Genomic DNA, 23,443 nt, shown 5'->3' with positions numbered 1-23,443 from the left:
GTTTCAAGTCCGTATCGTTCTCAAGCCACCGGACGGCCCGATCCGCCACCGTCCGGCGCTGATCAGCCTAGACAAGCCAGGGGTGTCCCGTAACCGGGGTCACACAAGATCTGTGACGCATCGTGACCATTACCGCCTGCGACGGATCGCTCACAAGGCCGGGACAGGCAGCGCGAGGGGTGACTCACCCCATAGAGTCGTTCTTCAAGTCGTCGCGGTGCGGGGACGGCGTGAAAGGGAAAACACGGGTGCGGGTACTGCTGGTGGAGGACGACGACAGGGTCGCGGGCGCCTTGACGCCCGCGCTGACCCGGCGCGGCCTGACGATCAAACGCCTGGCCTCCGGCGCCGGGGTGCTCGATCTGGTGCACGACGTGGACGTCGTGCTGCTCGACCTGGGGCTTCCCGACGTCGACGGGATCGTCCTGTGCCGCCGGATCCGCGCGGTCAGCGACGTCGCGGTGATCGTGGTTTCGGCGCGGGGCGAGGTCGACGACCGGATCCAGGGCCTGCGGTCCGGTGCCGACGACTATCTGGTGAAGCCCTACGACGTCGACGAACTCGTCGCCCGCGTCGAGGCCGTGCGCCGCCGCCGCGGCGAACGCCCCGTCGCTCCCGAACCGCCGGGCGTCATTCGGGCGGGTGATGTCTCGGTCGACATCGGGCGCCACGAGGTGCAGGTCGACGGCCAGCCGGTTTCGTTGTCCCGCAAGGAGTTCCAGGTCCTCGCGCTGGTGGTCACCGCGCGCGGCGCGGTCTGCGCCCGTGACCACGTGCTGAGCGAGGTCTGGGGACACCGGGGGCCCGCGGAGAGCCGCTCGCTCGACGTCCACGTCGCCACCCTGCGGACCAAACTGGGCAGGCCGGCGCTGATCGAGACCGTCCGCGGCGTCGGGTACCGCCTCGGCGGCGCCTACGGCCCGGCCGAAGAGAGCTGAGCCGGTGCGAGTCCGGCTCCAGGCGATCGTGCTGACGCTGGTCGCGGCGCTCGTGTTCGGCCTCGGTATCCCGCTCGCGCTCAGCGTGGCGGCCAGTGTGCAGCTCGACCTCTTCCTCGACCGTCTCACCGACACCTCCCGGTTCGCGTCGCTGGCCCAGCGCCCGCTGGTGGAGAACCGGCCGGACCTGATCGTGGACGAACTCCGCCGCTATACCGAGGTCTACGGGGTGCCGGTGGCGATCGCCGACCAGGACGGCGAGGCCGTGGCCCGGGTGCCCGGCGAGACGGCCGGGATCGACCTCAAGGACCCCGTCATCGCCTCTCATCTGCAGGAAGCGCTGGCGGGACGGCGTTCCGAGCCCGGCCCGCTGCTGATGCCGTGGACCACCGAGCCGCTGGTGCTGGCCGAGCCGATCCTGATCGACGGCGAGGTGCGGGGCGCGGTGATCACCCTGTCCTCGACAGACAAGGCCCGCGCCGATCTGTTGCGGTGGTGGCTGCTCATCGCGGCGGGCGCGCTGCTTGCCTTCGGGTTCGCGCTGCTGGTCGCGGTGCCGGTGGTGCGCTGGATCCTGCGCCCGGTCCGGCGGCTCGACGACGCCACCGGCGCGCTGGTCGCCGCCGTGGTCAGCGGACGCGAGGTGAAGCGGGTGGAGGAGTCCGGCGGGCCGCCGGAACTGCGTCAGCTCGAACGGTCCTTCGACCGGATGGCCGCTAGCGTCGACGAGGCGCTGACGGCGCAGCGCGCTTTCGTCGCCGACGCCTCCCACCAGCTGCGGAACCCCTTGACGGCGTTGAAGATCCGGCTCGGCAACCTCGACGGGCACGTCGACGACGACCTGGCCGCGGCGGACCTCGAAGCCGCCGTCGTCGACGCGCGACGGCTCAACCAGATCCTCGACGAGCTCCTTTCGCTGGCCCGCGCCGAGGCCTCGGGCGGCGAACTGGTGCCGGTCGGTCTCGACGAGGTGGTGGGCGCCCGGGTCGCCGACTGGACCGTGGTCGGCGCGGCACGCGACGTCTCGCTGGTCGTTTCCGGGCTGGGCGGCGGGTTACGGGTGCTCACACCCGCGCGCGGGCTCGAAGTGGTGCTCGACGCGCTGCTGGACAACGCGCTCAAGTTCACCGAGCCGGGGACCGAGGTCACCGTCACCGTCGGCGTCGTGGGGGAGAAGGTCGAGATCGCCGTCCGCGACCACGGGCCCGGCCTCCGCGACGACGAACTCGACCGCGCGGCGGACCGGTTCTGGCGCAGCACCGCGCACCAGAACGTGCCCGGCTCCGGCCTCGGCCTGGCGATCGTCACCGAGATCCTGGTCCGTTCGGACGGTTCGCTGCGGCTGGGCTCGCCCGAGGGCGGCGGCCTCGAAGTGACCGTGACCCTGCCTGTCGTCGCACCTAGTCCTTGAGCGACCGGAAGTACCGCAGCGCACCGGGATGCAGCGGCAGGGGAGAGGTCTCGATGGCGGGATGGACGTCGATCGACAGCGCCGCCCCGGCCGCCTTGACCAGCTGATCCCGTGCGTCGAACAGCCCGCGCACCAGCGCCTCGGCGACGTCGTCGCGCATCGACGTGGGCACCACCAGGAAGTTCGGCAGGACGAGCGTGGTCACCGGCTCCGCCAGGTTGTAGGCCGTCACCGGAATGGTCGCCGTGCGGTAGACCGGGCTGGTGGCCCGCAGGGCGTCCGCGAGGTCGGTGATGTCGAGCAGCCGCAGCCCGACCGTCCGCACCCGCTCCGTGATCGACGGCGTCGGCAGGCCACCGGACCAGATGACGGCGTCGATCTGGCCGCTTTCCAGCGCGGGCAGCGCCTCGGTGAGCCCGAGATTGCGCCGGTCGATCGCGCCGGTCAGCCCGGACGCCTGCAGTAGCTGCTGCGACAGGAACTCGACGCCGGAGTCCGGCGAGCCGATCGCGACCTTGCGCCCGCGCAGCTGGGCGAACGACTTGATCGACGAGTCGGCCCGCACGATGACGTGCAGGTAGTCGTCGTGCACCCGGGCCAGCGCGGCCAGCCCTGCGGACTTCGCGGCGGCGACGTCGGCGGCCACGAAAGCGACGTCGGCCCTCCCCGCGCGCACCCGGTCGATGTTGTCCGGGGAGCCCTGCGTCTCCTGGATCTCCGGCCGCTCGGTGTCCAGCTGCGAGGCCCACGCGTCGGCCAGCGCCTCGGCCAGTTTGTCGTAGACGCCGCCGTTGAGCCCCGCCGCTATCCGCACCTTCGTCCCGGACAGATCCGGCCCGCACCCGGTGACCAGGGCGCAGACCACGGCGATCACCGCCGCCAGTACCCCTGGTCTCCTCATGAGGGTCGATCGTGCCATGGAACCCCGCCCGCGTACCCTCGAAGGCGAGATGAGCGCGCGCACTTACCAGATCCGCACCTTCGGCTGCCAGATGAACGTGCATGACTCCGAACGTCTTGCCGGGCAGCTCGAGGACGCCGGCTACGTCCCGGGTGACGGCGAGGCCACACCCGACCTGATCGTGTTCAACACCTGCGCCGTGCGGGAGAACGCGGACAACAAGCTGTACGGCACCTTGGGGCACATCCGGCCGCAGAAGACCGCGAAACCGGGTATGCAGATCGCCGTCGGCGGCTGCCTCGCGCAGAAGGACCGCGGCGAGATCGTCAAACGCGCGCCCTGGGTCGACGTCGTGTTCGGCACGCACAACATCGGCGCGCTGCCGACGCTGCTGGAGCGCGCGCGGCACAACGCCGAGGCCGAGGTCGAGATCCTCGAAGCACTCGAGACCTTCCCCTCGACGCTCCCGGCGAAGCGCGACTCGGCGTACGCCGGCTGGGTGTCGGTTTCGGTTGGCTGCAACAACACCTGCACCTTCTGCATCGTCCCGGCGCTGCGGGGCAAGGAACGCGACCGCCGCCCCGGCGAGATCCTGGCCGAGGTCGGGGCGCTCGTGGCCGAAGGCGTGCTCGAAGTGACCCTGCTCGGCCAGAACGTGAACTCCTACGGCGTCGAGTTCGGCGACAAGCTCGCGTTCGGAAAGCTCCTGCGCGCCTGCGGTTCGGTGGAGGGCCTGGAGCGCGTCCGCTTCACCTCGCCGCATCCGGCGGCGTTCACCGAGGACGTCATCGACGCGATGGCCGAGACGCCGAACGTGTGCCACCAGCTGCACATGCCGCTGCAGTCCGGCTCGGACCGGGTACTGCGCGAGATGAAGCGGTCCTACCGTTCGGCGCGCTACCTCAAGCTTCTCGACCGCGTGCGCGAGTCGATGCCCGACGCCGCGATCACCACCGACATCATCGTCGGCTTCCCCGGCGAGACCGAGGAAGACTTCCAGGCGACGCTCGACGTCGTCGCGCAGGCACGGTTCTCCAGCGCGTTCACCTTCCAGTACTCGATCCGGCCCGGCACGCCCGCCGCCGAGATGGACGGGCAGCTGCCGAAGGAGGTCGTGCAGGAGCGCTACGAGCGCCTCGTGAAACTGCAGAACGACATCTCCTGGGACGAGAACAAGAAGATCGTCGGACGACGGGTCGAGCTGCTGGTCGCCTCCGGCGAGGGCCGCAAGGACTCAGAGACCCAGCGTATGAGCGGCCGCGCCCGCGACGGCAGGCTCGTGCACTTCACACCGACGGGGTCGCTGGTGGACCGCTCGGTGCGGCCGGGCGACATCGTCGAGACCGTGGTGACCTACGGCGCTCCGCACCACCTGGTCGCCGACGGCGATATCCTGTCGCACCGCCGCACCAAGGCGGGCGACAACTCCGAGGCCGGGCTCCGGCCGAAGACCAACGGCGTGACGCTGGGCCTGCCGGGCTTCGGTGCCCCGGCCGTCACGCCGGAACCGGTGAGCGGGTGTGCACTGTGACCGAACCGAAGAACCACCCCGAGATCGACGAGCTCGCCGCCGAGATCGACGAGGTCGGCCAGCGCGCGGCCAAGACGATCGAGCTGGGCAGGCGCGGGTTCTCCATCGCCGTGCTGGCTTTCGTGCTGCTGGTCGCCCAGCTGCTGCCGTGGGTCGGCGAGCACGCCGGCTGGGAGGTGCTGCTCGGCCGGGGCGGCGGGATCCCGCAGCTGTTCGCCGTGACCTCCACCGGAGTCGGCGTCTTCGCCTCCGCGGTGGCGCTGGTGACCCGGCGCTGGTGGCTGGCCTGGGTCTGCGCCGCGGGCGGCTGGTTCGCCTCCGTCGACGGCATGCTCGCGATCTGGTCCCAGCAGTCCTCGCACGCGACCGGCGCGGCCGGTGGCGGACCGGGCTTCGGGATGCTCCTCGCCTGGTTCGCCACCGTCGCGCTGGCCATCTACTGGATGCGGGCCGCTTTCTCGCGCAGCTAGACGACTACCACACCGAAAACGCTCGACGTCGCACTGGCGTAGAGCGTGGTTTCCGGGTGGTACACCCTCAGCGTGAGCGAAGCCTTGACGCTGAAGCTCAGGCTGAGGGAGAAGCTGCCGTTCGGCCTGCAGGAACCATTGCTCAGGTCGACCCAGACGCCCGCGACGAGCTTCTGGACCACGATGAGTTCCAGGGCTTCGGTCGCGTCGCCGTCAGCTCCGTCGGGAACGACGTCGAGACGGCCCTTGAGCTTGGTCTCCTCGCCGACCTTGACCTTGCTCTTGTCGGCCCTCGCTTCGAGTTTGACCTTTTTCTTGTTGTGGACGCTCGTCTGCGCGGACGAGGCCGGAGCCGCGACGGCCGTTGCCGCCGGGACGAGCCCGGCCAGGACGATCCCTGTCACCAGGACGGCGAAAGTCTTGGTGATCCGTGAAATCGGCGTGTGGTTCATGCTCGAAGTTGAGCACGGCTGAGCGCGGAGAGCGCCCCGATACGCACGAACGTGCGAGCCTTCGCTCCACAATGGAGTGAAGCGCGTGACGGGCGAAGGTGGTGTGATGCGCTTGCTGCCCAAGTACATGAAGGCCCCCTTCCTTGCGCCAGGCGCAAGGAAGGGGGCCTTCATGTACTTGGACGGGGCTGTGCCTACCGGTCCGCGATGGCCGCTTCCGCCGCTTCGAGCCACTCACGCCACTGCGCGGCCTGCTCGTCCGCCTTCTTCGCGCGCCGCTCGTCACCGGCCGCGCGGGCCTTCTCCGCCTGCGACTCGAACTGCTCGACCCGCTCGCGGAACTGCGCCGCCCTGGCCTGTGCCTCCGGGTCGGTCCGCCGCCACTTGCTGTCCTCGGCCGACTTGATCGAGTCCTGCACGGTCTTCAGGCGCCCGTCCAGCTCGCGGATGCGCTCGCGCGGGACCTTGCCGATCTCGTCCCACTGCTCCTGGATCTTGCGCAGGTGCTGCTTCGCCGCGTCGAGGTTCGCAGCGGGGTCGATCTTCTCGGCCTCGACGAGCAGCTCTTCCTTCTGCTGCGCGTTGGCCGTGAACTCGGCGTCCCGCTCGGAGAACACCGAGGAACGGCGTGCGAAGAACTTGTCCTGCGCGGCGCGGAAGCGCTGCCAGAGCGCCTCGTCGCTGTCCTTGGGGGCGCGACCGGCGGCCTTCCACTCGGTCATCAGGTCCTTGTAGCGGCCCGCCGTGTCACCCCACTCCGACGACTCCGCGATCGACTCGGCTTCGGCGATCAGCTCTTCCTTGCGTTGCTTGGCGCCGGCGCGCTGCTTGTCGAGCTCGGCGAAGTGCGAGCCACGGCGCCGGTTGAACGCCTCACGGGCCTTGGAGAACCGCTTCCACAGCTCGTCGTCGGTCTTGCGGTCGACGCCCTTGACGGTCTTCCACTCGTCCAGGATGGTGCGCAGCCGGTCTCCGGCGGCCTTCCACTGGGTCGACTCGGAGGCGAGCTTCTCGGCTTCGTCGGCGAGGGCCTGCTTGCGGACGACGGCGGCCGCGCGGGCTTCTTCACGTTCCTGCTTGGCCGAGGCCAGCGCTTTCTCGGCGTGGGCGATGACCTGCTCGATGCGGCCGCCCAGCGCGGCGAGGTCGCCGACGACGGCGGCTTCGGCGAGACCGTCGCGCAGCTGCGTGGCCGTGGCCAGCGCGTGCTTCGGGTCGCCCGCGCCGGACTCCAGCCGCGTCTCCAGCAGCTCGACCTCGGTGCGCAGGTCGTCGAAGCGCCGCGCGTAGTGGAGCAGACCCTCGTCCGGGCTTCCGGCCTGCCAGACACCGACCGCACGCTCGCCGTCGGCCGTGGTGACGTAGACCGTTCCTTCGTCGTCGACCCTGCCCCAAGCGGACGGGCTGGGTTCGGCGGGCGGCACGGGGGGTGCGGCGTGCCCGCCACCGAGCGCGTGCGGCACCGGGTGCGGTGCCGGGGTACCGGTGGACGTGTTCTCCTGGGCCATCGCAGGCTCCTTATCGCCTGTACGCCCGCTGGTGCGGGCGCCCCGCCTAGCGGCGGGGCCGGGTAATGCGTTGCCGTCTTGCTTCGGGGGCATCAACCCCTTGCGGCATTCAAGCAGCTCAGCGTCCACCGTGGTACCAGATGAATCACCAGAGGGCAGTGATCCTACTTCCGGTGGACCCTCCGTGTCGGTCGGTTGCGGGGTGTCAGAAGCGGGGAAGGTAACGTCGGCGGCCGTGATCCGCCGTGTCGCCGTGCTTCCGCAACCCCCGCTGCTCATCCCCGAACTGGCCGCCGGAGCGGCGGACGAGTGCGCCGAGCTGCGCGAAGCCTGCCTCGCCGCCGCGCGGCGCCTGACCAGCGCTTCGCCGGACTGGGTCGTCGTCGGCGCCGCCGCGGGGGCGCCCGAGGTGCCGGAACACGCGAGCGGTTCCTTCCGGGGATTCGGCGTCGACCTCGGTGTCTCACTCAGCCGGGTGACAACGCCCGAAACGGAGCTGCCGTTGCCCGCGCTCGTGGCCGGCTGGCTGCGCGAGCAGGGCGGCGCGTCCTCCGTCCGGGTCCACCTCGTTGATCCCGCGACCCCTCCCGGCCAGTGCGAACTGTTCGGCCGTGAGCTCGGGGAGCCCGTCGCGGTCCTAGTCCTCGGCGACGGTTCGAGCCGGCATGGGCCCCGTTCCCCCGGTGGCGAGGACGAACGGGCGGGGTTCTTCGACAACCGGGTCCGCGACGCGCTGGCCGAGGCCGACGCGGGGGCGCTCGCCGGACTCGATCCGGACTTCGCCGCCGAACTCGGGGTAGGCGGCCGCGCGCCCTGGCAGGTCCTCGCCGGGCTGGCGGCGGGCGGGGGATGGACCGCCGAGGTCCTCTACTCGGCCGCGCCGTTCGGCGTCGGCTACCACGTCGCCGTCTGGGAGCAGGCGTGATCCGGCCGGTCGCGGTCGTCGGGCCCACGGCGACCGGGAAGACCGCGCTGGCCGTCGAACTGGCCCTCACCCTCGGGGGTGAGGTGGTCAACGCCGACGCGCTCCAGCTGTACCGCGGGATGGACATCGGGACGGCCAAGGCGACCGCCGAGGAACGGCGGGGCGTGCCGCATCACCTGCTGGACGTCCTCGACGTCACCGAGACGGCGTCCGTCGCCGCGTACCAGCGTGACGCGCGCAAGCGTGTCGAAGAGCTCCTCGACGCCGGCCGCGTGCCGGTCCTCACCGGCGGGTCGGGCCTCTACGTCCAAGCGGTGCTCGACGACCTCAAGTTCCCGGGCACCGATCCCGGCGTGCGCGCCCGGCTGACCGCCGAAGCCGACGAAATCGGCGTCGCCGCGATGCACGCCCGGCTCACCGAGCTGGATCCGATCGCCGCCACGGCCATCCTCCCGACCAACACCCGTCGGATCGTGCGCGCGCTGGAAGTCATCGAGATCACCGGCGAACCGTTCTCGGCGAACCTGCCGAAACCGGGGCCCGCGCGCTACGACACGGTCCTGATCGGTATCGATCGCGAACCGGCGGAACTCGACGCCCGCGTCGACCGCCGCGTCGAGATCATGTTCGAAGCCGGGCTCGTCGGCGAAGTGCGGACGCTGCTGGGCGAAGGACTCCGCGACGGACTCACCGCGTCGAGGGCGCTGGGCTACCAGCAGGTGATCGCCGCGCTCGACGGCGACGGCGATTTCCAGGCCGCCGCCGAGGCCACCGCGCAGGCCACCCGGCGGTTCGTGCGCAGGCAACGTTCCTGGTTCCGGCGGGACAAGCGGATCGCGTGGTTCGACGGCGGGTCGGACCGGCTGGCCGAGCGCGTCCTCGAGGTGACGGCCCAGTAATCTGGATGCCATGGGCGGCATCGAATTCCTTAAGGGACACGGCACACAGAACGATTTCGTGCTGCTTCCCGACCCTGACGGCCGCCTCGAGCTGACCGAGGCGCGGGTGGCGGCGCTGTGCGACCGCCAGCGTGGTCTCGGCGCCGACGGCGTGCTGCGTGTCGTGCGGTCGGCCGCTCTCGGCAAAGAGTCCGAAGGCGAATGGTTCATGGACTACCGCAACGCCGACGGGTCCATCGCGGAGATGTGCGGCAACGGCGTCCGGGTCTTCGTCCGGTACCTGGTCGATTCCGGGCTCGTGCCCGAGCGCGACTTCGTCATCGGCACCCGCGCCGGCGATCGGCCGGTCCAGATGCACGCGGACGGGTCGGTGACCGTGGGGATGGGGCCGGCGACGATCACCGGCACCTCGGTCACCGTCGTCGCCGGGAAGCCGTTCTCCGGCGTCGCGGTGAACGTCGGCAACCCGCACCTGGTGTCGGTCGTCGAGGACGACGTCGACGAGCTCGACCTGCGTGACCAGCCCGACTTCGACTCCGACGTGTTCCCGGAAGGCGTGAACCTCGAGTTCATCAACCTCCTGGGGGACAACGCGCTGAAGATGCGCGTCCACGAACGCGGCGTCGGCGAGACGCGGTCCTGCGGCACCGGCACGGTCGCCGCTGTCGCCGCCGCGCTGCACCTCGCGGGCACCGACACCGGCGAAGCGACCGTCGACATCCCCGGCGGCCGCGTGGTGGTCGAGGTGCGTCGCGGCGCGTCCACCCTGACCGGCCCGGCGGAGATCGTCGCCCGCGGCGAACTCGACGAAGCCTGGTGGGCCGGTCTCGGCGCTTAGCCGACCGCGACAGGCTCCTGGGGAAGGTCGCGAAGCTTCCGGATCGGCGAGAAGACCACCCACAGCAGCGCGGCCGTCTCGCCGACCGCGACGAACCACAGCGTCCCCCGGATCCCGATCGCCTCACCCAGTACGCCGCCGATCAGCCCGCCCAGCGGCAGCATGCCCCACACCACGAAGCGCACGCTGGCGTTCATCCGGCCGAGCAGCCTGTCCGGGCAGACGGCCTGCCGGTAGGTGACCTGCGCGACGTTGTAGACGATGATCCCGAACCCCGCGATCGCCAGGGCCGCGGGGAACAGCACGATCCGCCAGCCCGGCGCGGCGAGCGGGAGCAGCAGCTGGAACGGCCAGGTCAGCAGCGGGACGAGCCAGATCGACCGTGCTTGCCCGATCCGCCGGGTGATGCGCCCGGCCAGGATCGCCCCGACGATCCCGCCCACGCCGCCGGTCGCCAGGACGACGCCGACGACAGCCGGGGAAAGGCCCAGCTCGCGGTTCAGGAACAGGATCTCCACCGCGGTGAAGGCGCCGTTGAACAGGTTGGCTGTCGCGGTGCAGGCGACTATCGAGCGCAGCGCGGGGTCGGTGAACACGAACCGCAGTCCCTCGGCGATCTGGGGGAGCAGCTTCTCTCCACCGTTCCGCTCGGGAACCTCTTCGACGGTGCGGATCCGCAGCAGGCACAGCGCGGAGGTCAGGAACCCCACCCCGGTCATCAGCACGGCGTTGGCGGCGCCCGCCAGCTGGACCAGCCCGCCGCCGATGCCCGGTCCGGTCAGGAACGCCACCGATTGGCTGGCCTGGAGCTTCGCGTTGCCCTCCAGCAGGTGTTCCCGGCCGACCAGGGACGGCAGATACGACTGGTAGGCGACGTCGAAGAACACCGTCGCGACGCCGACGAGCGTGGCCACCACGAGCAACTGCGTCAGCGACAGCACGTCGGCCCACCAGGCGAGGGGGATGCTGAGCAGCAGCGCCGCGCGGACGAAGTCGGCCCGCAGCATGAGCACCCGCCGCCGCATCCGGTCCACCCACACCCCGGCGGGCAGCCCGATGATCAGGAACGCGATGGTCTCGGCCGCGGTCAGCAGTCCCATCTCGAACGGCGTCGCGGCCAGCACGGTGGCCGCGAGCAGGGGGATCACGGTGTGGCCCGCGAAGGCGCCCACCTGACTGGCCGTGTCGCCCGCCCAGAGCCGTCGGAAGTCCGCGTGGAAGAAGAGGGAGTCTCTGCGCACGACGCCACCCTGGCCTGAGTGATTGGAAACTGTCAATCACTTTCGGCTCTAGGCTGTCGCGGTGCCTACTCCACGACGCGCCGCCACCGAGGCCGAGATCGCCGCCATGGCCTCCGGAATAAGGCTGCGCATCATCCGGTTGACCTACTCCGAGGCGCTGACCAACAAGGAACTCGCCGGACGACTCGATCGCGACCCGGCGACGACGTTGCACCACGTGCGGAAGCTCGTCGACACAGGGTTCCTCGAAGCGCTCCCGCCACGACGCGGTACACGCGGTGCGAAAGAAATTCCGTATCGCTCGACCGGGTTGTCGTGGCATCTTGATTCCCAGGACAGGGGTATCGATCAGGCGATCTTCGAGGCCTACCTGGCCGAAATCGCCGACGTGGGATTCGACGAGGTGCAGCAGACTCGCATGGTCGTCCAGGTACCGGACGAGCAGATCACCGAGTTCGAAACCCGGTTGATGGAGTTGCTCGACGATTTCATCAACCGGCCGGTCGACCCGGACGCGAAACGCACGGCCATCTACCTGTCGAAGTATCCCAGCAGGTAATGAATTCGGTCCCGCCGCCGAAACGTGGGACCATGGAGGCACGATGACGGAACTGACACACAACGATCTGAACGACAAGGACCCTTCGACCGGCGAACTGGAGCTCGAGGACCGCGCCTCGCTCCGCCGGGTAGCGGGCCTGTCCACCGAACTCGCGGATGTCACCGAGGTCGAATACCGGCAGCTGCGCCTGGAGCGCGTCGTTCTGGTCGGTGTGTGGACCGAGGGCAGCGCCCTCCAGTCCGAGGCCTCGCTCGCCGAACTCGCCCGGCTCGCCGAAACGGCGGGCTCCGAGGTGCTGGAAGGCCTGGTGCAGCGGCGGATCCGCCCGGATCCCGCCACCTACATCGGCTCGGGCAAGGTCAAGGAACTGCGCGAGATCGTGGCGGCCACCGGGGCCGACACGGTGATCTGCGACGGTGAGCTCTCGCCCGGCCAGCTGCGCCAGCTGGAGGAGAAGGTCAAGGTGAAGGTCATCGACCGCACCGCTCTGATCCTCGACATCTTCGCGCAGCACGCCAGCTCCAAGGAGGGCAAGGCGCAGGTCGAGCTGGCCCAGCTGCAGTACCTGATCCCGCGGCTTCGCGGGTGGGGTGCGGCGCTGTCCCGGCAGGGCGGTGGCCGGGCCGGCGGTGCCAACGGTGGTGTGGGCCTGCGTGGTCCCGGTGAGACGAAGCTCGAAACCGACCGGCGGCGGATCAACAAGCGCGTGTCGAAGCTGCGCCGCGAGATCGCCGCGATGGACACCATCCGCGAGACCAAGCGTGGTCGCCGGGTGGCCAACGAGGTGCCGAGCGTCGCGATCGTCGGCTACACCAACGCCGGCAAATCGAGCCTGCTCAACGCGCTGACCGGCGCCGGGGTGCTGGTCGAGGACGCGCTGTTCGCCACGCTGGATCCGACGACCCGGCGGGCGCAGACACCCGACGGCCGCACCTACACGCTGACCGACACCGTCGGTTTCGTCCGGCACCTGCCGCACCAGCTGGTGGACGCGTTCCGTTCGACGCTGGAGGAGGCGGCGAGCGCCGACCTGCTCGTGCACGTCGTCGACGGTTCCGACCCGACGCCGGAAGAGCAGGTCAACGCGGTCCGCGAAGTGCTCGCCGAGATCACGAAGCGCCGCTCCGAGCCGCTCCCGCCGGAGCTGCTGGTGATCAACAAGGCCGACGCCGCCGACGAGGTGTCGCTGGCCCGGTTGCGGCACCAGATGGCCGGTTCGGTGCAGGTGTCGGCGCGCGCCGGCACCGGTATCACGGAGCTGGCCGAAGTGATCGCGGAGCGGCTGCCGAGGCCGGAAGTCGTGGTCGAGGTGCTGATCCCGTACTCGCGGGGCGAACTCGTCTCCCGCGCCCACGGCGATGGCGAGGTCCTGGAAGAGGAGCACGTCGAGACCGGCACGCGCCTGCTCGTCCGGGGCAGGCCCGAGCTGGCCGCGGCGCTGAGCGAGTTCCAGACGGACGGCTCGGCTCTGTAAGCAAGTACGTGAAGGCCCCCTTCCCCGCGCTGGACGCGGGGAAGGGGGCCTTCACGTTTCTGCGGGGACGACGATGGAGGCGCTCGTGGGTGAATTCGTGCCCGTCCCGACGCGCGCTGAGGTGCGAAGGGTGCTGGACGACCTCGCCACCGGTGCGCTCACGCGTACGCAGGCTTCCGACTGGGCGCGCCCATGGGTCGTCGAGGTTTATTTGAGGGGGTAAGGCAAACCTGGCGTGTTTGTGGGCGGTGTCGGGTGACTCTGTGCGACGCCGGGTCGTTGGCGTCGACTGTGTGGATTTTGGTGCGTTGGATGACCAGAAATCCACACAGTCCTGTCGTGATCGGACCGGTCACGACAGTCGGACAGGGGGGTGTGTGGAAATAGGGACGTTGAGCGTCCCTATTTCCACACACTCCTCACCCTGAGTGACACCTCGCGCCCTCGCCGGACACGTCGACCCGACACCTTTGCCCTACTCGCCACTAGAACCGTCCTTACCACTCACGAGCCGCTATCCGCTGAAAGTGGCCTACGCGACATTCCGCGCCATCTCGGCGTTCGCACCGAACTGCGCGCCGTCCCGGACGTCTCCGTAGTGTGGGCTTCAGGGGTTCCACGGTACGGAGGTGGATGTGCGGGGGCTTATCGCGACTGCGGTCGTGCTGGTGGCGTTCCTCGGCGGGACGGCTCCCGCCGTGGCACAGGAAGTCCCGGCCCCGCAGCCGGTGTGCAAGAACAGCGACTCCCGGCTCAGTGAGCTTTCCGGCCTGGTTTCCGACGGCGACCATCTGTACGCGCTCAACGACGGCGGCACCAAGACACAGGTCTTCGTGCTCGGCCGCGACTGCAAGGTCCAGAAGGTCATTTCGTCCTCGACGGATCCGTACGACCCCGAAGACCTCGCCCGCACCGCGGACGGCACCTTCTGGCTTTCCGACACCGGCGACAACCGCAAGCGGCGGGACACGGTCGCGCTGATCTCGCTGACCCCGCAGGGCGAGGCGAAGATCCACCGGCTCACTTATCCCGACGGGCAGCACGACGTCGAGGCGCTGATCATGGATCGTTCGGGCACGCCGTACCTGGTCACCAAGGACGTGTTCGGCGACGCGAAGGTGTACCGGCCGACAGGGCCGCTCGCCAGCCCTGGTCCGACCCCGCTGGAAAGCGTCGGGTCCTTGCAGATCAAGGAGACCTCGACACCGGGAGGGCCGGTCGGGTCGATCGGATCGATGACCGTGACCGGGGCGGCGTCGATGGCCGACGGTTCGGTGGTCGCGTTGCGGACCTACACCGACGCCTACCTCTACGCCGTCACCGACGGGGACCTGAAGAGCGCGCTGCAGCGCGAACCCGTGCGGGTGCCCCTGCCGAACGAGAAACAAGGGGAGGCGATCGCCTTCGATCCGGACGGGACCCTGCTGTCCGGTGGGGAGGGCGTCGGAGAGCAGATCCGCGCGGTGAAGGGCGCGGCGGCACTTGCCGTCGACGCGGCCAAATCCGAGGGCAGCACGTCGGGAGGGACGTCCGCGGCCGGTGGCACGGGCCAGGGATCCGACTTCCCGTACGTGCAGGTCGGTATCGCCGCGATCGTCGTGATCGGCGGCTTGCTCCTCGTCGGAAGGCTCCGCAAACGCCGCGCCTGACCGAAGCTTGCCGAGCCTGACCCGGGCCTCGAACGGCCCGGGATCCCGGCGCACTCCGGTTTGGACTACGGCGGCTCTCGGCTACAGCCGGCGCAGAACGGCGACGACCTTGCCGAGGATCGTGGCGTCGTCACCCGGGATGGGCTCGTACGCGTCGTTGTGCGGCATCAGCCAGATGTGGCCGTCCTTGCGCTTGAACGTCTTGACCGTCGCTTCGCCGTCGATCATCGCCGCCACGATCTCGCCGGGGTCGGCCGTGGGCTGCTGGCGCACGACGACCCAGTCGCCATCGGTGATGGCGGCGTTGATCATCGAGTCACCGGTGACGCTGAGCAGGAAGAGCTCACCCTCACCGACGATCTCTCGCGGCAGCGGGAAGACGTCTTCGATCGCTTGCTCCGCAAGCACCGGTCCACCGGCGGCGATCCGGCCGACAAGCGGCACGTACGCGGCCTTCGCGGCCGACTGCGGCTGCTCGACGTCGATGCCCATCGGGTTGTCGTCCGTCGTGGCGAGCACCCCCACCGCACGCGGGCGGTTCGGGTCGCGTCGCAGATAACCCTTGCGCTGCAGGGCCTGCAACTGGTGCGACACCGACGAGGTCGAGGTCAGCCCGACCGCCTCGCCGATCTCACGCACACTCGGCGGGTAGCCGAAGCGGCTCACCCACAGTTTGATCACGTCGAGAACCTGCTGCTGCCGCACGGTCAGGGTCTCGTCCACCTCGTAGACCTCGGGCAAGGCGCGCACCTTACCCGAGCCCCTAGGCGCTTTCCCCGCCTTGCTCTCCTTAGCCACTGTCTCGCTCCTTCATCTCTGCGTCGCCTCCCAGTACGTCCGGTTCCCCGGACCGACTTCGCGTGTCTTCGCCGGTGGCGGACGATCTTCCCGCCCACGGCACCGGCGGCGTCCGCGCAGCAGACGCCCTGGTCAACGACGTTAGCCCGCCGGGACGATGATTTCAAACATCTGTTCGATGGACACGCCGTGTCGCTCGATTTTTGTCGGTGGAAGGTGGTACACATTCGCACGGGCGTTCGATAGAACGCGTGTTCGATCTTGGCCGCCGGGTTCGGGCCCGGCGCCGAGTGCGGCAAGGACTTGCGAGGAGGTTCCGATGTCGATTCTGGCCGATCGGGGACTGGCGCGGCCCAGTTCCCCCGGGTCCGTTCCGGCAGGGCTCACCAGGCCCGTGCGGGTGGTGCGAGGCAGGCGCGCCGAACCCTTGCGCCCGCCGACGAGGGCGCGGGTCGTGGCGGGCCGTCGTCCCGGCGTGGCCACTTCCTCCCCGGCGTGCCCGGCGCCCCGGCGGCTCCCGCTCCGGTGGCCTTCGCTCGTCGGGATGGCCTTGCTCGTCGCCGGGTTCGTCACCGGATTGGGTCTGATCCTGGCCGGTGTTCCGGGCGCCGCGGTGCCCCAGCAGACCACGACGGTGTCCGTTTCCAAGGGGGAGACGCTCGCGGATCTCGCGGCACGATTCGCGCCAGGCAGTGACACCGGCGCGGTCGTCGACAAGATCAAGGAACTCAATTCCCTGGAAGACACCGTTCTCGTGCCCGGACTGCCGCTCACGGTCCCGGTCGCGGCAGGTGTCGCGGAGGGCGGGAGGTGATCCTGAAGGCCGCTCTCACCCGCCGTGGGTGAGCTCCCCTTTCGTGTCTGATCGACCCGGCCGTTGCGCTTGCGTGCGTCCGACCTGCGATCTAGTCTCCACCGCTATATGTAGTAGTTACATGGCTGTAGTTGGTCCATAGCTTGGGGTAGACTCGGTACCAGTTGTCCACAGCTGACCGGTGTTCACCCACCGGATGTCCACAGATCGATCCACAGGTCGATCTTTTCCGTCGTTGCGTGGCGACGGGAGCGGGCGTCCACTCGGGACCGGCCGGCGCGGAGGGGAAGGTGATCGGCGGATGAGGTGCCCGTTCTGCCGGCATGCGGACTCTCGGGTCGTCGACTCCCGAGAGGTGGATGAGGGTCAAGCGATCCGGCGGAGGCGCTCGTGCGCCGCTTGCGGCCGGCGCTTCACCACTTCGGAGACGATGGTGCTCGCCGTCGTCAAACGGTCCGGAGTCACCGAGCAGTTCAGCCGGGACAAGGTGGTCCGGGGGGTGCGCCGCGCCTGTCAGGGCAGGCCGGTCGACGACGACGCGCTGCAGCAGCTCGCGCAGCGGGTCGAGGAGTCGATCCGGTCGGCGGGGCTGGCGGAGATCCCGAGTCACGAGGTCGGCCTGGCGATCCTGGGCCCCCTGCGCGAACTCGACGGCGTCGCCTATCTCCGGTTCGCCAGTGTCTACCGCTCCTTCTCCTCGGTCGAGGACTTCGAGAAGGAGATCTCGGACCTTCGTGAGGCCATGGCTGCCGCACCGGACGAGAGCGATCAAGACGCGAAAGACGGCTGATGCCGCCTCCCGCGTGGGAGTGAGGGAAAGACCCATGACCGAGACCGTGGGAACAGGCAACCCGGCCACAACGCGGACGAGTGGGAAGAAGAAGCAGGCCGGTGGGCTCACCGTGCGGCGCGTCTTCACCACCGAGGGCGTCCACCCGTACGACCAGGTCACCTGGGAGAACCGGGACGTCGTGATGACGAACTGGCGCGACGGCACGGTCAATTTCGAGCAGCGCGGCGTCGAGTTCCCCGACTACTGGTCGGTCAACGCGACGAACATCGTCACCAGCAAGTACTTCCGCGGCGCCGTCGGCTCACCCCAGCGCGAGCAGAGCCTCAAGCAGCTGATCGACCGCGTCGTCCACTCCTACGTCAACGCGGGCCGCGAACACCGCTACTTCGCGAGCCCCGCCGACGCCGAGGTCTTCGAGCACGAGCTGACGTGGATGCTGCTGCACCAGGTGTTCAGCTTCAACTCCCCGGTGTGGTTCAACGTCGGCACGACGTCGAAGCAGCAGGTCTCGGCGTGTTTTATCCTTTCGGTGGACGACACCATGGAGTCGATCCTCAACTGGTACCGCGAGGAAGGCCTGATCTTCAAGGGCGGCTCCGGTGCCGGCTTGAATCTCTCCCGCATCCGTTCCTCGCGTGAGCTGCTGTCCTCCGGCGGCACCGCGTCCGGGCCGGTCTCCTTCATGCGCGGCGCCGACGCCTCCGCGGGCACCATCAAGTCCGGCGGCGCCACCCGGCGCGCGGCGAAGATGGTCGTGCTCGATGTCGACCACCCGGACGTCGAAGAGTTCGTGCAGACCAAGGCCCGCGAAGAGGAGAAGATCAAGGTCCTCCGCGACGCCGGGTTCGACATGGACCTGTCCGGTTCGGATATCGCCTCCGTCCAGTACCAGAACGCGAACAACTCGGTCCGCGTCTCCGACGAGTTCATGAAGGCCGTCGAGTCCCAGGGCGACTTCGGCCTGCGGTCCCGGATGACCGGCGAGGTCCTCGACCGGATCGACGCCAAGAAGCTGTTCCGCACCATCTCGCAGGCCGCCTGGGAATGCGCGGATCCGGGTCTGCAGTACGACGACACGATCAACGACTGGCACACCTGCCCCGAATCGGGCCGGATCACCGCGTCCAACCCGTGTTCCGAGTACATGCACCTGGACAACTCCAGCTGCAACCTGGCCTCGCTGAACCTGCTCAAATTCGCCACCGAAGACGGCGGTTTCGACGCGCCGCTGTTCGCGAAGGCCGTCGAGCTGGTCATCACCGCGATGGACATCTCGATCTGCTTCGCCGACTTCCCGACCGAGGCGATCGGCGACACCACCCGCAAGTTCCGCCAGCTGGGCATCGGCTACGCGAACCTCGGCGCGCTGCTGATGGCGCTCGGGCACGCCTACGACTCCGACGGCGGCCGCGCGCTCGCCGCCGCGATCACGTCACTGATGACAGGCGTCTCGTACCGGCGCTCGGCCGAACTCGCCGCGGTCGTCGGGCCGTACGAGGGCTACGCGCGCAACGCCGAGGCGCACCAGCGGGTCATGCGCAAGCACGCCGCCGCCAACGAGCTGGTGCGGACCCACCACGCCAACGACGCCGAGGTCCGCGCGCTCGCGACCCAGGAGTGGAAGCGCGGCATCGAACTGGGCGAGGCCGGCGGCTGGCGCAACGCGCAGGCCTCGGTGCTCGCCCCCACCGGCACCATCGGGTTCATGATGGACTGCGACACGACCGGCATCGAGCCGGACTTCTCGCTGGTCAAGTTCAAGAAGCTGGTCGGCGGCGGTTCGATGCAGATCGTCAACCAGACCATCCCGCGCGCCCTGGCCGCGCTCGGCTACCAGGCCGAGCAGGTCGAAGCGATCGTCGAGTACATCGCCCAGCACGGTCACGTCGTCGACGCCCCGAGTCTGCGCCAGGAGCACTATGAGGTGTTCGACTGCGCGGTAGGGGAGCGGTCCATCGCGCCGATGGGGCACGTCCGGATGATGGCCGCGGTGCAGCCGTTCCTGTCCGGCGCGATCTCCAAGACGGTCAACATGCCGGAGTCGGCGACCGTCGAAGAGGTCGAGGAGATCTACTTCCAGGGCTGGAAGTACGGCCTCAAGGCGCTCGCGATCTACCGCGACAACTGCAAGGTCGGCCAGCCGCTGTCCAGCGGCAAGAAGGAGAAGGCCGAGCCCGAGGCCGAAAAGGTCGTCGAGTACCGGCCGGTCCGCAAGCGCCTCCCGAAGAAGCGTCCGAGCCAGACGGTGTCGTTCACCGTCGGCGGCGCCGAGGGGTACCTGCACGCCGGTTCCTATCCGGACGACGGGCTCGGCGAGATCTTCGTGAAGCTCGGCAAGCAGGGTTCGACCCTCTCGGGCGTGATGGACGCGTTCTCGATGTCGATCTCGGTCGGCCTGCAGCACGGGATCCCGCTGGAGTTCTACGTTTCGAAGTTCTCCAACCTGCGCTTCGAGCCCGCCGGCATGACCGACGACCCGGACATCCGGATCGCCACCAGCGTCATGGACTACCTGTTCCGCAGGCTGGCGCTGGACTACCTGCCGTACGAGAAGCGCTCGCAGCTCGGCATCTTCACCGCCGACGAGCGCTCGGCACAGGTCGAGGCGAGCTACGGCGCCACTCCCGCCACGGAACCGGAGAACGTCGACATCGACGCCCTTCGGTCCACTGTGGACTCGTCGGCCGCGGCTCCCGCCAAGGTGGCGCATTCGACGGCGGAGCTGGTGGAACTGAACCTCGGCACCGCCTCCGACGCGCCGCTCTGCATGACCTGCGGCACCAAGATGCGGCCCGCCGGTTCGTGCTACGCCTGCGAAGGGTGCGGAGCGACCTCCGGCTGCAGCTGACGATCGGACATCTTCCGCATAGCCGGATGATGTGCGGCCTGGAAGGGGAGCCCGCCGTCGAGGCGGGCTCCTGACAGGGTCCTTCAGCGAAGGTCCGGCTGGACCTCGGTCAGCCGATTCCCTCAACGATGCGGAAGTCGCGCTCGAAACCGTCGGGGAGCGCGGCCAGCGCCTTCTGGTAGGCCGCACTCTCGTATGCGGCGGTCGCCTGTTCGAAGCTGTCGAACTCGATCAGGACGACGCGCTCGGCGATTCCGGCTTCGTGTGCGACGACCCGGCTGCCACCGCGGGCGAACACCCGCCCGCCCGCGGCCTTGACGGCCAGACCGGCCAGTTCGTTGTAGACATCAAGCCCCTCAGGGTCTGTGATGGTGGGGTAGACGCTGACCCAGTAGCCCTTGGGCATGGAACCTCCAGTGTTGCGACGAGTGCATCTGACTTACGGGGTGGTCTCGGACGAGCGTCGGCGGGCGAGAGCGAGGCCTGCCAGCGTCGTGATCGCCATGGGCGCCGATGCCGACCAGCGCCGCGGTGGTGTAGGCGCTGTCGTCGGGGAAAAGGGTGCCGGGGCCGGTGCCCGCGGCGAGGATCAGGCCGCCGATGGCGCTGCCCAGGGGTGTACCCGACGCTGCGCCACGACCAGAGCGATGAACATCAAGGCGGGGACCAGCAAACGCGCCACCGGGAACGCCCTCACCGCGACCCGCCGACCGGTCACCGCTTCGGCCCTTCGCGGTCCTGGCTTTCGAGCTCTGCCAGATGCTTCAGCGCCGGAAGGGCCGCCACCAACGCCTCGACCTCGTCGCCGGTCAGCTCGCCGATCAACCGCTCGAACGCGTGGACGCCCGCCTGGCGCCGCGTCCGGACGTAGGAGGCGCCGGCCTCGGTCAGGCACACCAGCGTGACCCGCTTGTCGGACGTGTCGCCTCGCCGCTCGACCAGGCCGGACTCCTCCATCACCCGGACCAGGGTGGTCATCGCGGGCTGGGTGACGCCCTCGACCGCGGCCAGATCGGTGATGCGCCGCGGGCCGGTCCGGTCCAGGGTGGCCAGGGTGGCGGCGGACGTCAGGCTCATGTCCCGGGGCAGGCGTCTCGCGGCCCTGGTGGCCAGGCCGTAGAGGGCCGCGCCGATGGCGGCGGACGCGCCAGGAGCGGTGTCGCGACGGCTCATGTTCGAAGCATAGCAGATTTATATTCATAGTTTATGTACTCCACGTCAGTATCCGGACGCCTGCTTCGGCGAACTCTGTTGCGTGGTGGCCGGTCGGCTGCTGAACTGATCTCGTGTTCGACGTCCGCTGGGAACGGCCGCTGCATCAAGCCGGTTCGCCGTCTGCGATGGCGGTCACCGCGCGGCATCTGGTCGTGCATGAGCGGAGCACGAGAGTGGTCGGTCTCGAGCCCGCCGATGGTTCGGTGCGCTGGGACGTCCCGGTCGGGACGTGGCCGCGAGACGTCGTGATCGCAGGGCAGTACTGCCTGATGATCCCCCAGAACGTCAGCCGATTGCGCTGCCTGGACGTCGAAACCGGGGAGGACGTCTGGCAGGTCGAGCCGGGCTCGTTCGCAGGGCATGTCGTGGTGCACGGAGACGTTGTCCTCGTGGGCGGCTGGCGCGGCTACACGCCACTGTCCGCTGTGGACCTCCGCACCGGTGATATGCGTTGGCGAGCGAAGGATCGCCGCGGCACGGCGCTTCCGGCCGCCACCGCTGACGGGTTCCTGATCGGCGAGCCGGGCGGCGATTCCGTGTGCTTGATCGACCGGGACGACGGCCGTGAGTTGGCCACCTGGTCCTTGCCGAGGCCACTCGTCGGACCCGACAGCGGGCCCGCCTTCGTCCCGGACGACGAGGGCGGCTTCCTGGTGCGGTGCGGCGATCGCTCGGTCGTCCGCATCCGGCTGTCCGAAAGGAAAGCCGAGACACTGGTCCACGCCGAGCACGATCTTTTCCCCCGCGCGGTGGAACGACGCGGTGGCCTGCTGTGGCTGGCCGAGCGGCGGGGTGGCTGCGCGGTGGTCGACGCGTCGGACGGGACAGCGCGCTGGAGGATCGACCTCGACCGGCGATTCGTGCCCTCGGTCGCGTCCGTCGACGGCGGGTTCGTGATCGCCGACGAGGGCGGGCTTCTGATCCGGATCGAGCAGGACGGCGCGGTCCGCGAGCGTGTCCGGATCACCCAGCGAATCAGGTGCCTTCGCGGTCAGACACCGTCGAGGCTGGCCCTGCTCACGAAGGGGTCTTTGCTCGCTGTCGGGACTGGAGGCCTCGATGACCCTTGACGGCGGAATCGCCGATCCGTTCGGCACACTCGGGCGAGCATTGTGGATCTGCGGTGGCCAGTGGGCGGGGAAGTCCACCGTCTCCCGGCTGCTGGCGTACCGCCTCGGCCTCACCGTCTACCACTACGACTTCCACGACGCGCGTGCCCACCAGGATCGCCGCGTGGTCCACCGGGTCCGCAACGGTTTGCCCGCCACGGATCCCGACCCGGACTCCGTCTGGGTGGACACCACGCCCGAACGGATGGCGGCCGACACGATCGCCGGATTCCCGGCGCGGTTCGAGTGGGCTCTGGACGATCTGCGCGCGCTGGTCTCCGGGCGGCCGATCCTCGCCGAGGGCTGGGGACTGCGCCCGGAACTCGTCGCGCCGCTCCTGGATTCGCCGCGGCGAATGATCGTCATGGTGCCCACCGACGACTTCCGTGAGCATCAGCTCAGAGTCCTGCCTCGCGCCGCTGCGGTGGTGCACCGGGTCAGCGATCCCGAGCGGGCGCAGCACAACCGGATCGAGCGAGACCGGCTTGTCGCCGAGGACGCCGTCCGTACCGCGAACGGTCTCGGTATCCGGGTGCTGGAGATCGACGGCTCATGCGACGCCGAAGCGGTCGCGGACGTCGTCGCCGAGCACTTCGGTCCCTACCTGGCCTGAGTGAGATCGAGGGCGAAGGTCGCCACTGCCAGCGCGAGGAAACCGGCGGGGAAGGCGATGTTGTAGAGGACGCGGGCGCGCACATGGGTGGCGACGGCGCCGACGTAGAACAGCACGAGCCCGACGGCCGCCGCGGTCCCGACGAACGGCACCCCGAGCAGGCCAAGCAGCAGACCGGCCGCGCCCGCTGCCTTCAGCGAGGCCAGCGGCGGGATCCAGGACGGGGGCACGTCGACTTCGGCGGAATTCTTGAGGACGAACGGGACACGCGCGAGGTCGGCGGCGGCGATCCCGGCGTTGATCACGATCGTCACGATAGCCACGGTCAGATAGGCGGAAGACATGCTCTCCGGACGAGACCGGCGCCCGGAACGTGACAGTGGTCAGGAACGCCGGCGGTCGAGCTTGTTCGCAGGTGATGGGCTCCCGACTTGACGAATGTGCGAAAATCGCA

General features: G+C 69.3%; 23 protein-coding genes. 15 read left to right on the top strand and 8 right to left on the bottom strand.

Going from position 1 to position 23,443, the window contains the following annotated elements; genetic code table 11:
* Nucleotides 1-248: 248 nt before the first annotated feature.
* Both ACZ6YV_RS19620 and ACZ6YV_RS19615 read left to right on the top strand, forming a co-directional pair.
* Nucleotides 249-938, top strand: coding sequence for a response regulator transcription factor (locus tag ACZ6YV_RS19620; RefSeq protein WP_465510941.1), 690 nt, complete (start codon nt 249-251; stop codon nt 936-938).
* 4 nt (nt 939-942) lie between these two features.
* Nucleotides 943-2,349 (top strand): sensor histidine kinase, encoded by a 1,407-nt coding sequence (locus ACZ6YV_RS19615; RefSeq protein ID WP_465510940.1) that lies wholly within the window; start codon nt 943-945, stop codon nt 2,347-2,349.
* Here ACZ6YV_RS19615 and ACZ6YV_RS19610 read toward each other — a convergent pair.
* Nucleotides 2,339-3,250: a TAXI family TRAP transporter solute-binding subunit gene (locus ACZ6YV_RS19610; protein WP_465510939.1), complete on the bottom strand. Its 912-nt coding sequence runs from the start codon at nt 3,248-3,250 to the stop codon at nt 2,339-2,341. The two genes, ACZ6YV_RS19615 and ACZ6YV_RS19610, sit on opposite strands and share 11 nt — an antisense overlap.
* A 16-nt stretch (nt 3,251-3,266) precedes the next feature.
* On the opposite strand from ACZ6YV_RS19610, the gene miaB reads away from it, so the two are divergent.
* Together miaB and ACZ6YV_RS19600 are read left to right on the top strand one after the other, a co-directional pair.
* Complete coding sequence (miaB, locus tag ACZ6YV_RS19605) at nt 3,267-4,781, top strand: tRNA (N6-isopentenyl adenosine(37)-C2)-methylthiotransferase MiaB (RefSeq protein ID WP_465511030.1); 1,515 nt, start codon at nt 3,267-3,269, stop codon at nt 4,779-4,781.
* Complete coding sequence (locus tag ACZ6YV_RS19600) at nt 4,778-5,251, top strand: Rv2732c family membrane protein (RefSeq protein WP_378246155.1); 474 nt, start codon at nt 4,778-4,780, stop codon at nt 5,249-5,251. Before miaB ends, ACZ6YV_RS19600 begins: the two co-directional genes overlap by 4 nt.
* Here ACZ6YV_RS19600 and ACZ6YV_RS19595 read toward each other — a convergent pair.
* Together ACZ6YV_RS19595 and ACZ6YV_RS19590 are read right to left on the bottom strand one after the other, a co-directional pair.
* On the bottom strand, nt 5,248-5,703 hold the full coding sequence (locus ACZ6YV_RS19595; protein ID WP_465510938.1) for a hypothetical protein: 456 nt from the start codon (nt 5,701-5,703) through the stop codon (nt 5,248-5,250). The two genes, ACZ6YV_RS19600 and ACZ6YV_RS19595, sit on opposite strands and share 4 nt — an antisense overlap.
* A 194-nt stretch (nt 5,704-5,897) precedes the next feature.
* On the bottom strand, nt 5,898-7,211 hold the full coding sequence (locus tag ACZ6YV_RS19590; RefSeq protein ID WP_465510937.1) for a DUF349 domain-containing protein: 1,314 nt from the start codon (nt 7,209-7,211) through the stop codon (nt 5,898-5,900).
* Between the two features lie 235 nt (nt 7,212-7,446).
* Between ACZ6YV_RS19590 and ACZ6YV_RS19585 the strand changes: the two genes are divergently transcribed.
* The 3 genes from ACZ6YV_RS19585 to dapF are packed head-to-tail and all read left to right on the top strand — an operon-like array spanning nt 7,447 to nt 9,873.
* Entirely contained in the window at nt 7,447-8,136 is a 690-nt protein-coding gene (locus tag ACZ6YV_RS19585) for a class III extradiol dioxygenase subunit B-like domain-containing protein (RefSeq protein ID WP_465510936.1), read from the top strand.
* Complete coding sequence (gene miaA, locus ACZ6YV_RS19580) at nt 8,133-9,035, top strand: tRNA (adenosine(37)-N6)-dimethylallyltransferase MiaA (protein WP_465510935.1); 903 nt, start codon at nt 8,133-8,135, stop codon at nt 9,033-9,035. The genes ACZ6YV_RS19585 and miaA overlap by 4 nt, the downstream gene beginning before the upstream one ends.
* A 10-nt stretch (nt 9,036-9,045) precedes the next feature.
* Complete coding sequence (dapF, locus tag ACZ6YV_RS19575) at nt 9,046-9,873, top strand: diaminopimelate epimerase (protein ID WP_465510934.1); 828 nt, start codon at nt 9,046-9,048, stop codon at nt 9,871-9,873.
* On the opposite strand, the gene ACZ6YV_RS19570 is transcribed toward dapF, so the two are convergent.
* A complete protein-coding gene (locus ACZ6YV_RS19570; RefSeq protein WP_465510933.1) occupies nt 9,870-11,114 on the bottom strand; it encodes an MFS transporter in 1,245 nt (414 codons plus the stop codon). The genes dapF and ACZ6YV_RS19570 overlap by 4 nt on opposite strands.
* A gap of 61 nt (nt 11,115-11,175) precedes the next feature.
* Here ACZ6YV_RS19570 and ACZ6YV_RS19565 point away from each other — a divergent pair, with 61 nt between their 5' ends.
* From ACZ6YV_RS19565 to ACZ6YV_RS19555, 3 genes are all read left to right on the top strand, one after another.
* Nucleotides 11,176-11,673 carry an ArsR/SmtB family transcription factor gene (locus ACZ6YV_RS19565; RefSeq protein ID WP_465510932.1) on the top strand — a complete coding sequence of 166 codons (498 nt, stop codon included), beginning with the start codon at nt 11,176-11,178 and terminating at the stop codon, nt 11,671-11,673.
* A gap of 43 nt (nt 11,674-11,716) precedes the next feature.
* The gene (gene hflX, locus ACZ6YV_RS19560) at nt 11,717-13,150 is read left to right on the top strand and encodes a GTPase HflX (protein WP_465510931.1); all 1,434 of its coding nucleotides are present in this window, start codon (nt 11,717-11,719) and stop codon (nt 13,148-13,150) included.
* 635 nt (nt 13,151-13,785) lie between these two features.
* The gene (locus tag ACZ6YV_RS19555; RefSeq protein ID WP_465510930.1) at nt 13,786-14,799 is read left to right on the top strand and encodes a hypothetical protein; all 1,014 of its coding nucleotides are present in this window, start codon (nt 13,786-13,788) and stop codon (nt 14,797-14,799) included.
* A gap of 81 nt (nt 14,800-14,880) precedes the next feature.
* Here the strand turns inward: ACZ6YV_RS19555 and lexA are convergent, their stop codons facing one another.
* Nucleotides 14,881-15,597: a transcriptional repressor LexA gene (gene lexA / locus ACZ6YV_RS19550; protein ID WP_378240450.1), complete on the bottom strand. Its 717-nt coding sequence runs from the start codon at nt 15,595-15,597 to the stop codon at nt 14,881-14,883.
* Between the two features lie 319 nt (nt 15,598-15,916).
* On the opposite strand from lexA, the gene ACZ6YV_RS19545 reads away from it, so the two are divergent.
* The 3 genes from ACZ6YV_RS19545 (at nt 15,917) to ACZ6YV_RS19535 (ending at nt 20,052) form a co-directional block, all read left to right on the top strand.
* On the top strand, nt 15,917-16,411 hold the full coding sequence (locus ACZ6YV_RS19545; RefSeq protein WP_465510929.1) for a LysM peptidoglycan-binding domain-containing protein: 495 nt from the start codon (nt 15,917-15,919) through the stop codon (nt 16,409-16,411).
* A gap of 301 nt (nt 16,412-16,712) precedes the next feature.
* Nucleotides 16,713-17,201: a transcriptional regulator NrdR gene (nrdR, locus tag ACZ6YV_RS19540; RefSeq protein WP_037304189.1), complete on the top strand. Its 489-nt coding sequence runs from the start codon at nt 16,713-16,715 to the stop codon at nt 17,199-17,201.
* 34 nt (nt 17,202-17,235) lie between these two features.
* Nucleotides 17,236-20,052 (top strand): vitamin B12-dependent ribonucleotide reductase, encoded by a 2,817-nt coding sequence (locus ACZ6YV_RS19535; RefSeq protein WP_465510928.1) that lies wholly within the window; start codon nt 17,236-17,238, stop codon nt 20,050-20,052.
* Nucleotides 20,053-20,161: 109 nt separating this feature from the next.
* On the opposite strand, the gene ACZ6YV_RS19530 is transcribed toward ACZ6YV_RS19535, so the two are convergent.
* Both ACZ6YV_RS19530 and ACZ6YV_RS19525 read right to left on the bottom strand, forming a co-directional pair.
* A complete protein-coding gene (locus tag ACZ6YV_RS19530; RefSeq protein WP_465510927.1) occupies nt 20,162-20,458 on the bottom strand; it encodes a DUF1330 domain-containing protein in 297 nt (98 codons plus the stop codon).
* A 308-nt stretch (nt 20,459-20,766) separates the two neighbouring features.
* Entirely contained in the window at nt 20,767-21,225 is a 459-nt protein-coding gene (locus ACZ6YV_RS19525) for a MarR family winged helix-turn-helix transcriptional regulator (protein ID WP_465510926.1), read from the bottom strand.
* 113 nt (nt 21,226-21,338) lie between these two features.
* Here ACZ6YV_RS19525 and ACZ6YV_RS19520 point away from each other — a divergent pair, with 113 nt between their 5' ends.
* Nucleotides 21,339-22,337, top strand: a complete 999-nt coding sequence (locus tag ACZ6YV_RS19520; RefSeq protein WP_465510925.1) for an outer membrane protein assembly factor BamB family protein — start codon at nt 21,339-21,341, stop codon at nt 22,335-22,337.
* Nucleotides 22,327-22,989 carry a hypothetical protein gene (locus tag ACZ6YV_RS19515; protein WP_465510924.1) on the top strand — a complete coding sequence of 221 codons (663 nt, stop codon included), beginning with the start codon at nt 22,327-22,329 and terminating at the stop codon, nt 22,987-22,989. Before ACZ6YV_RS19520 ends, ACZ6YV_RS19515 begins: the two co-directional genes overlap by 11 nt.
* Here ACZ6YV_RS19515 and ACZ6YV_RS19510 read toward each other — a convergent pair.
* Nucleotides 22,977-23,333 carry a DoxX family protein gene (locus tag ACZ6YV_RS19510; RefSeq protein ID WP_465510923.1) on the bottom strand — a complete coding sequence of 119 codons (357 nt, stop codon included), beginning with the start codon at nt 23,331-23,333 and terminating at the stop codon, nt 22,977-22,979. The two genes, ACZ6YV_RS19515 and ACZ6YV_RS19510, sit on opposite strands and share 13 nt — an antisense overlap.
* Between the last annotated feature and the right edge of the window lie 110 nt (nt 23,334-23,443).

It is taken from the genome of Amycolatopsis sp. NPDC102522 (genome assembly GCF_055584485.1).
Note: the sequence above shows the minus strand (reverse complement) of the source record. Positions and strands in the feature narration are given on the sequence as shown.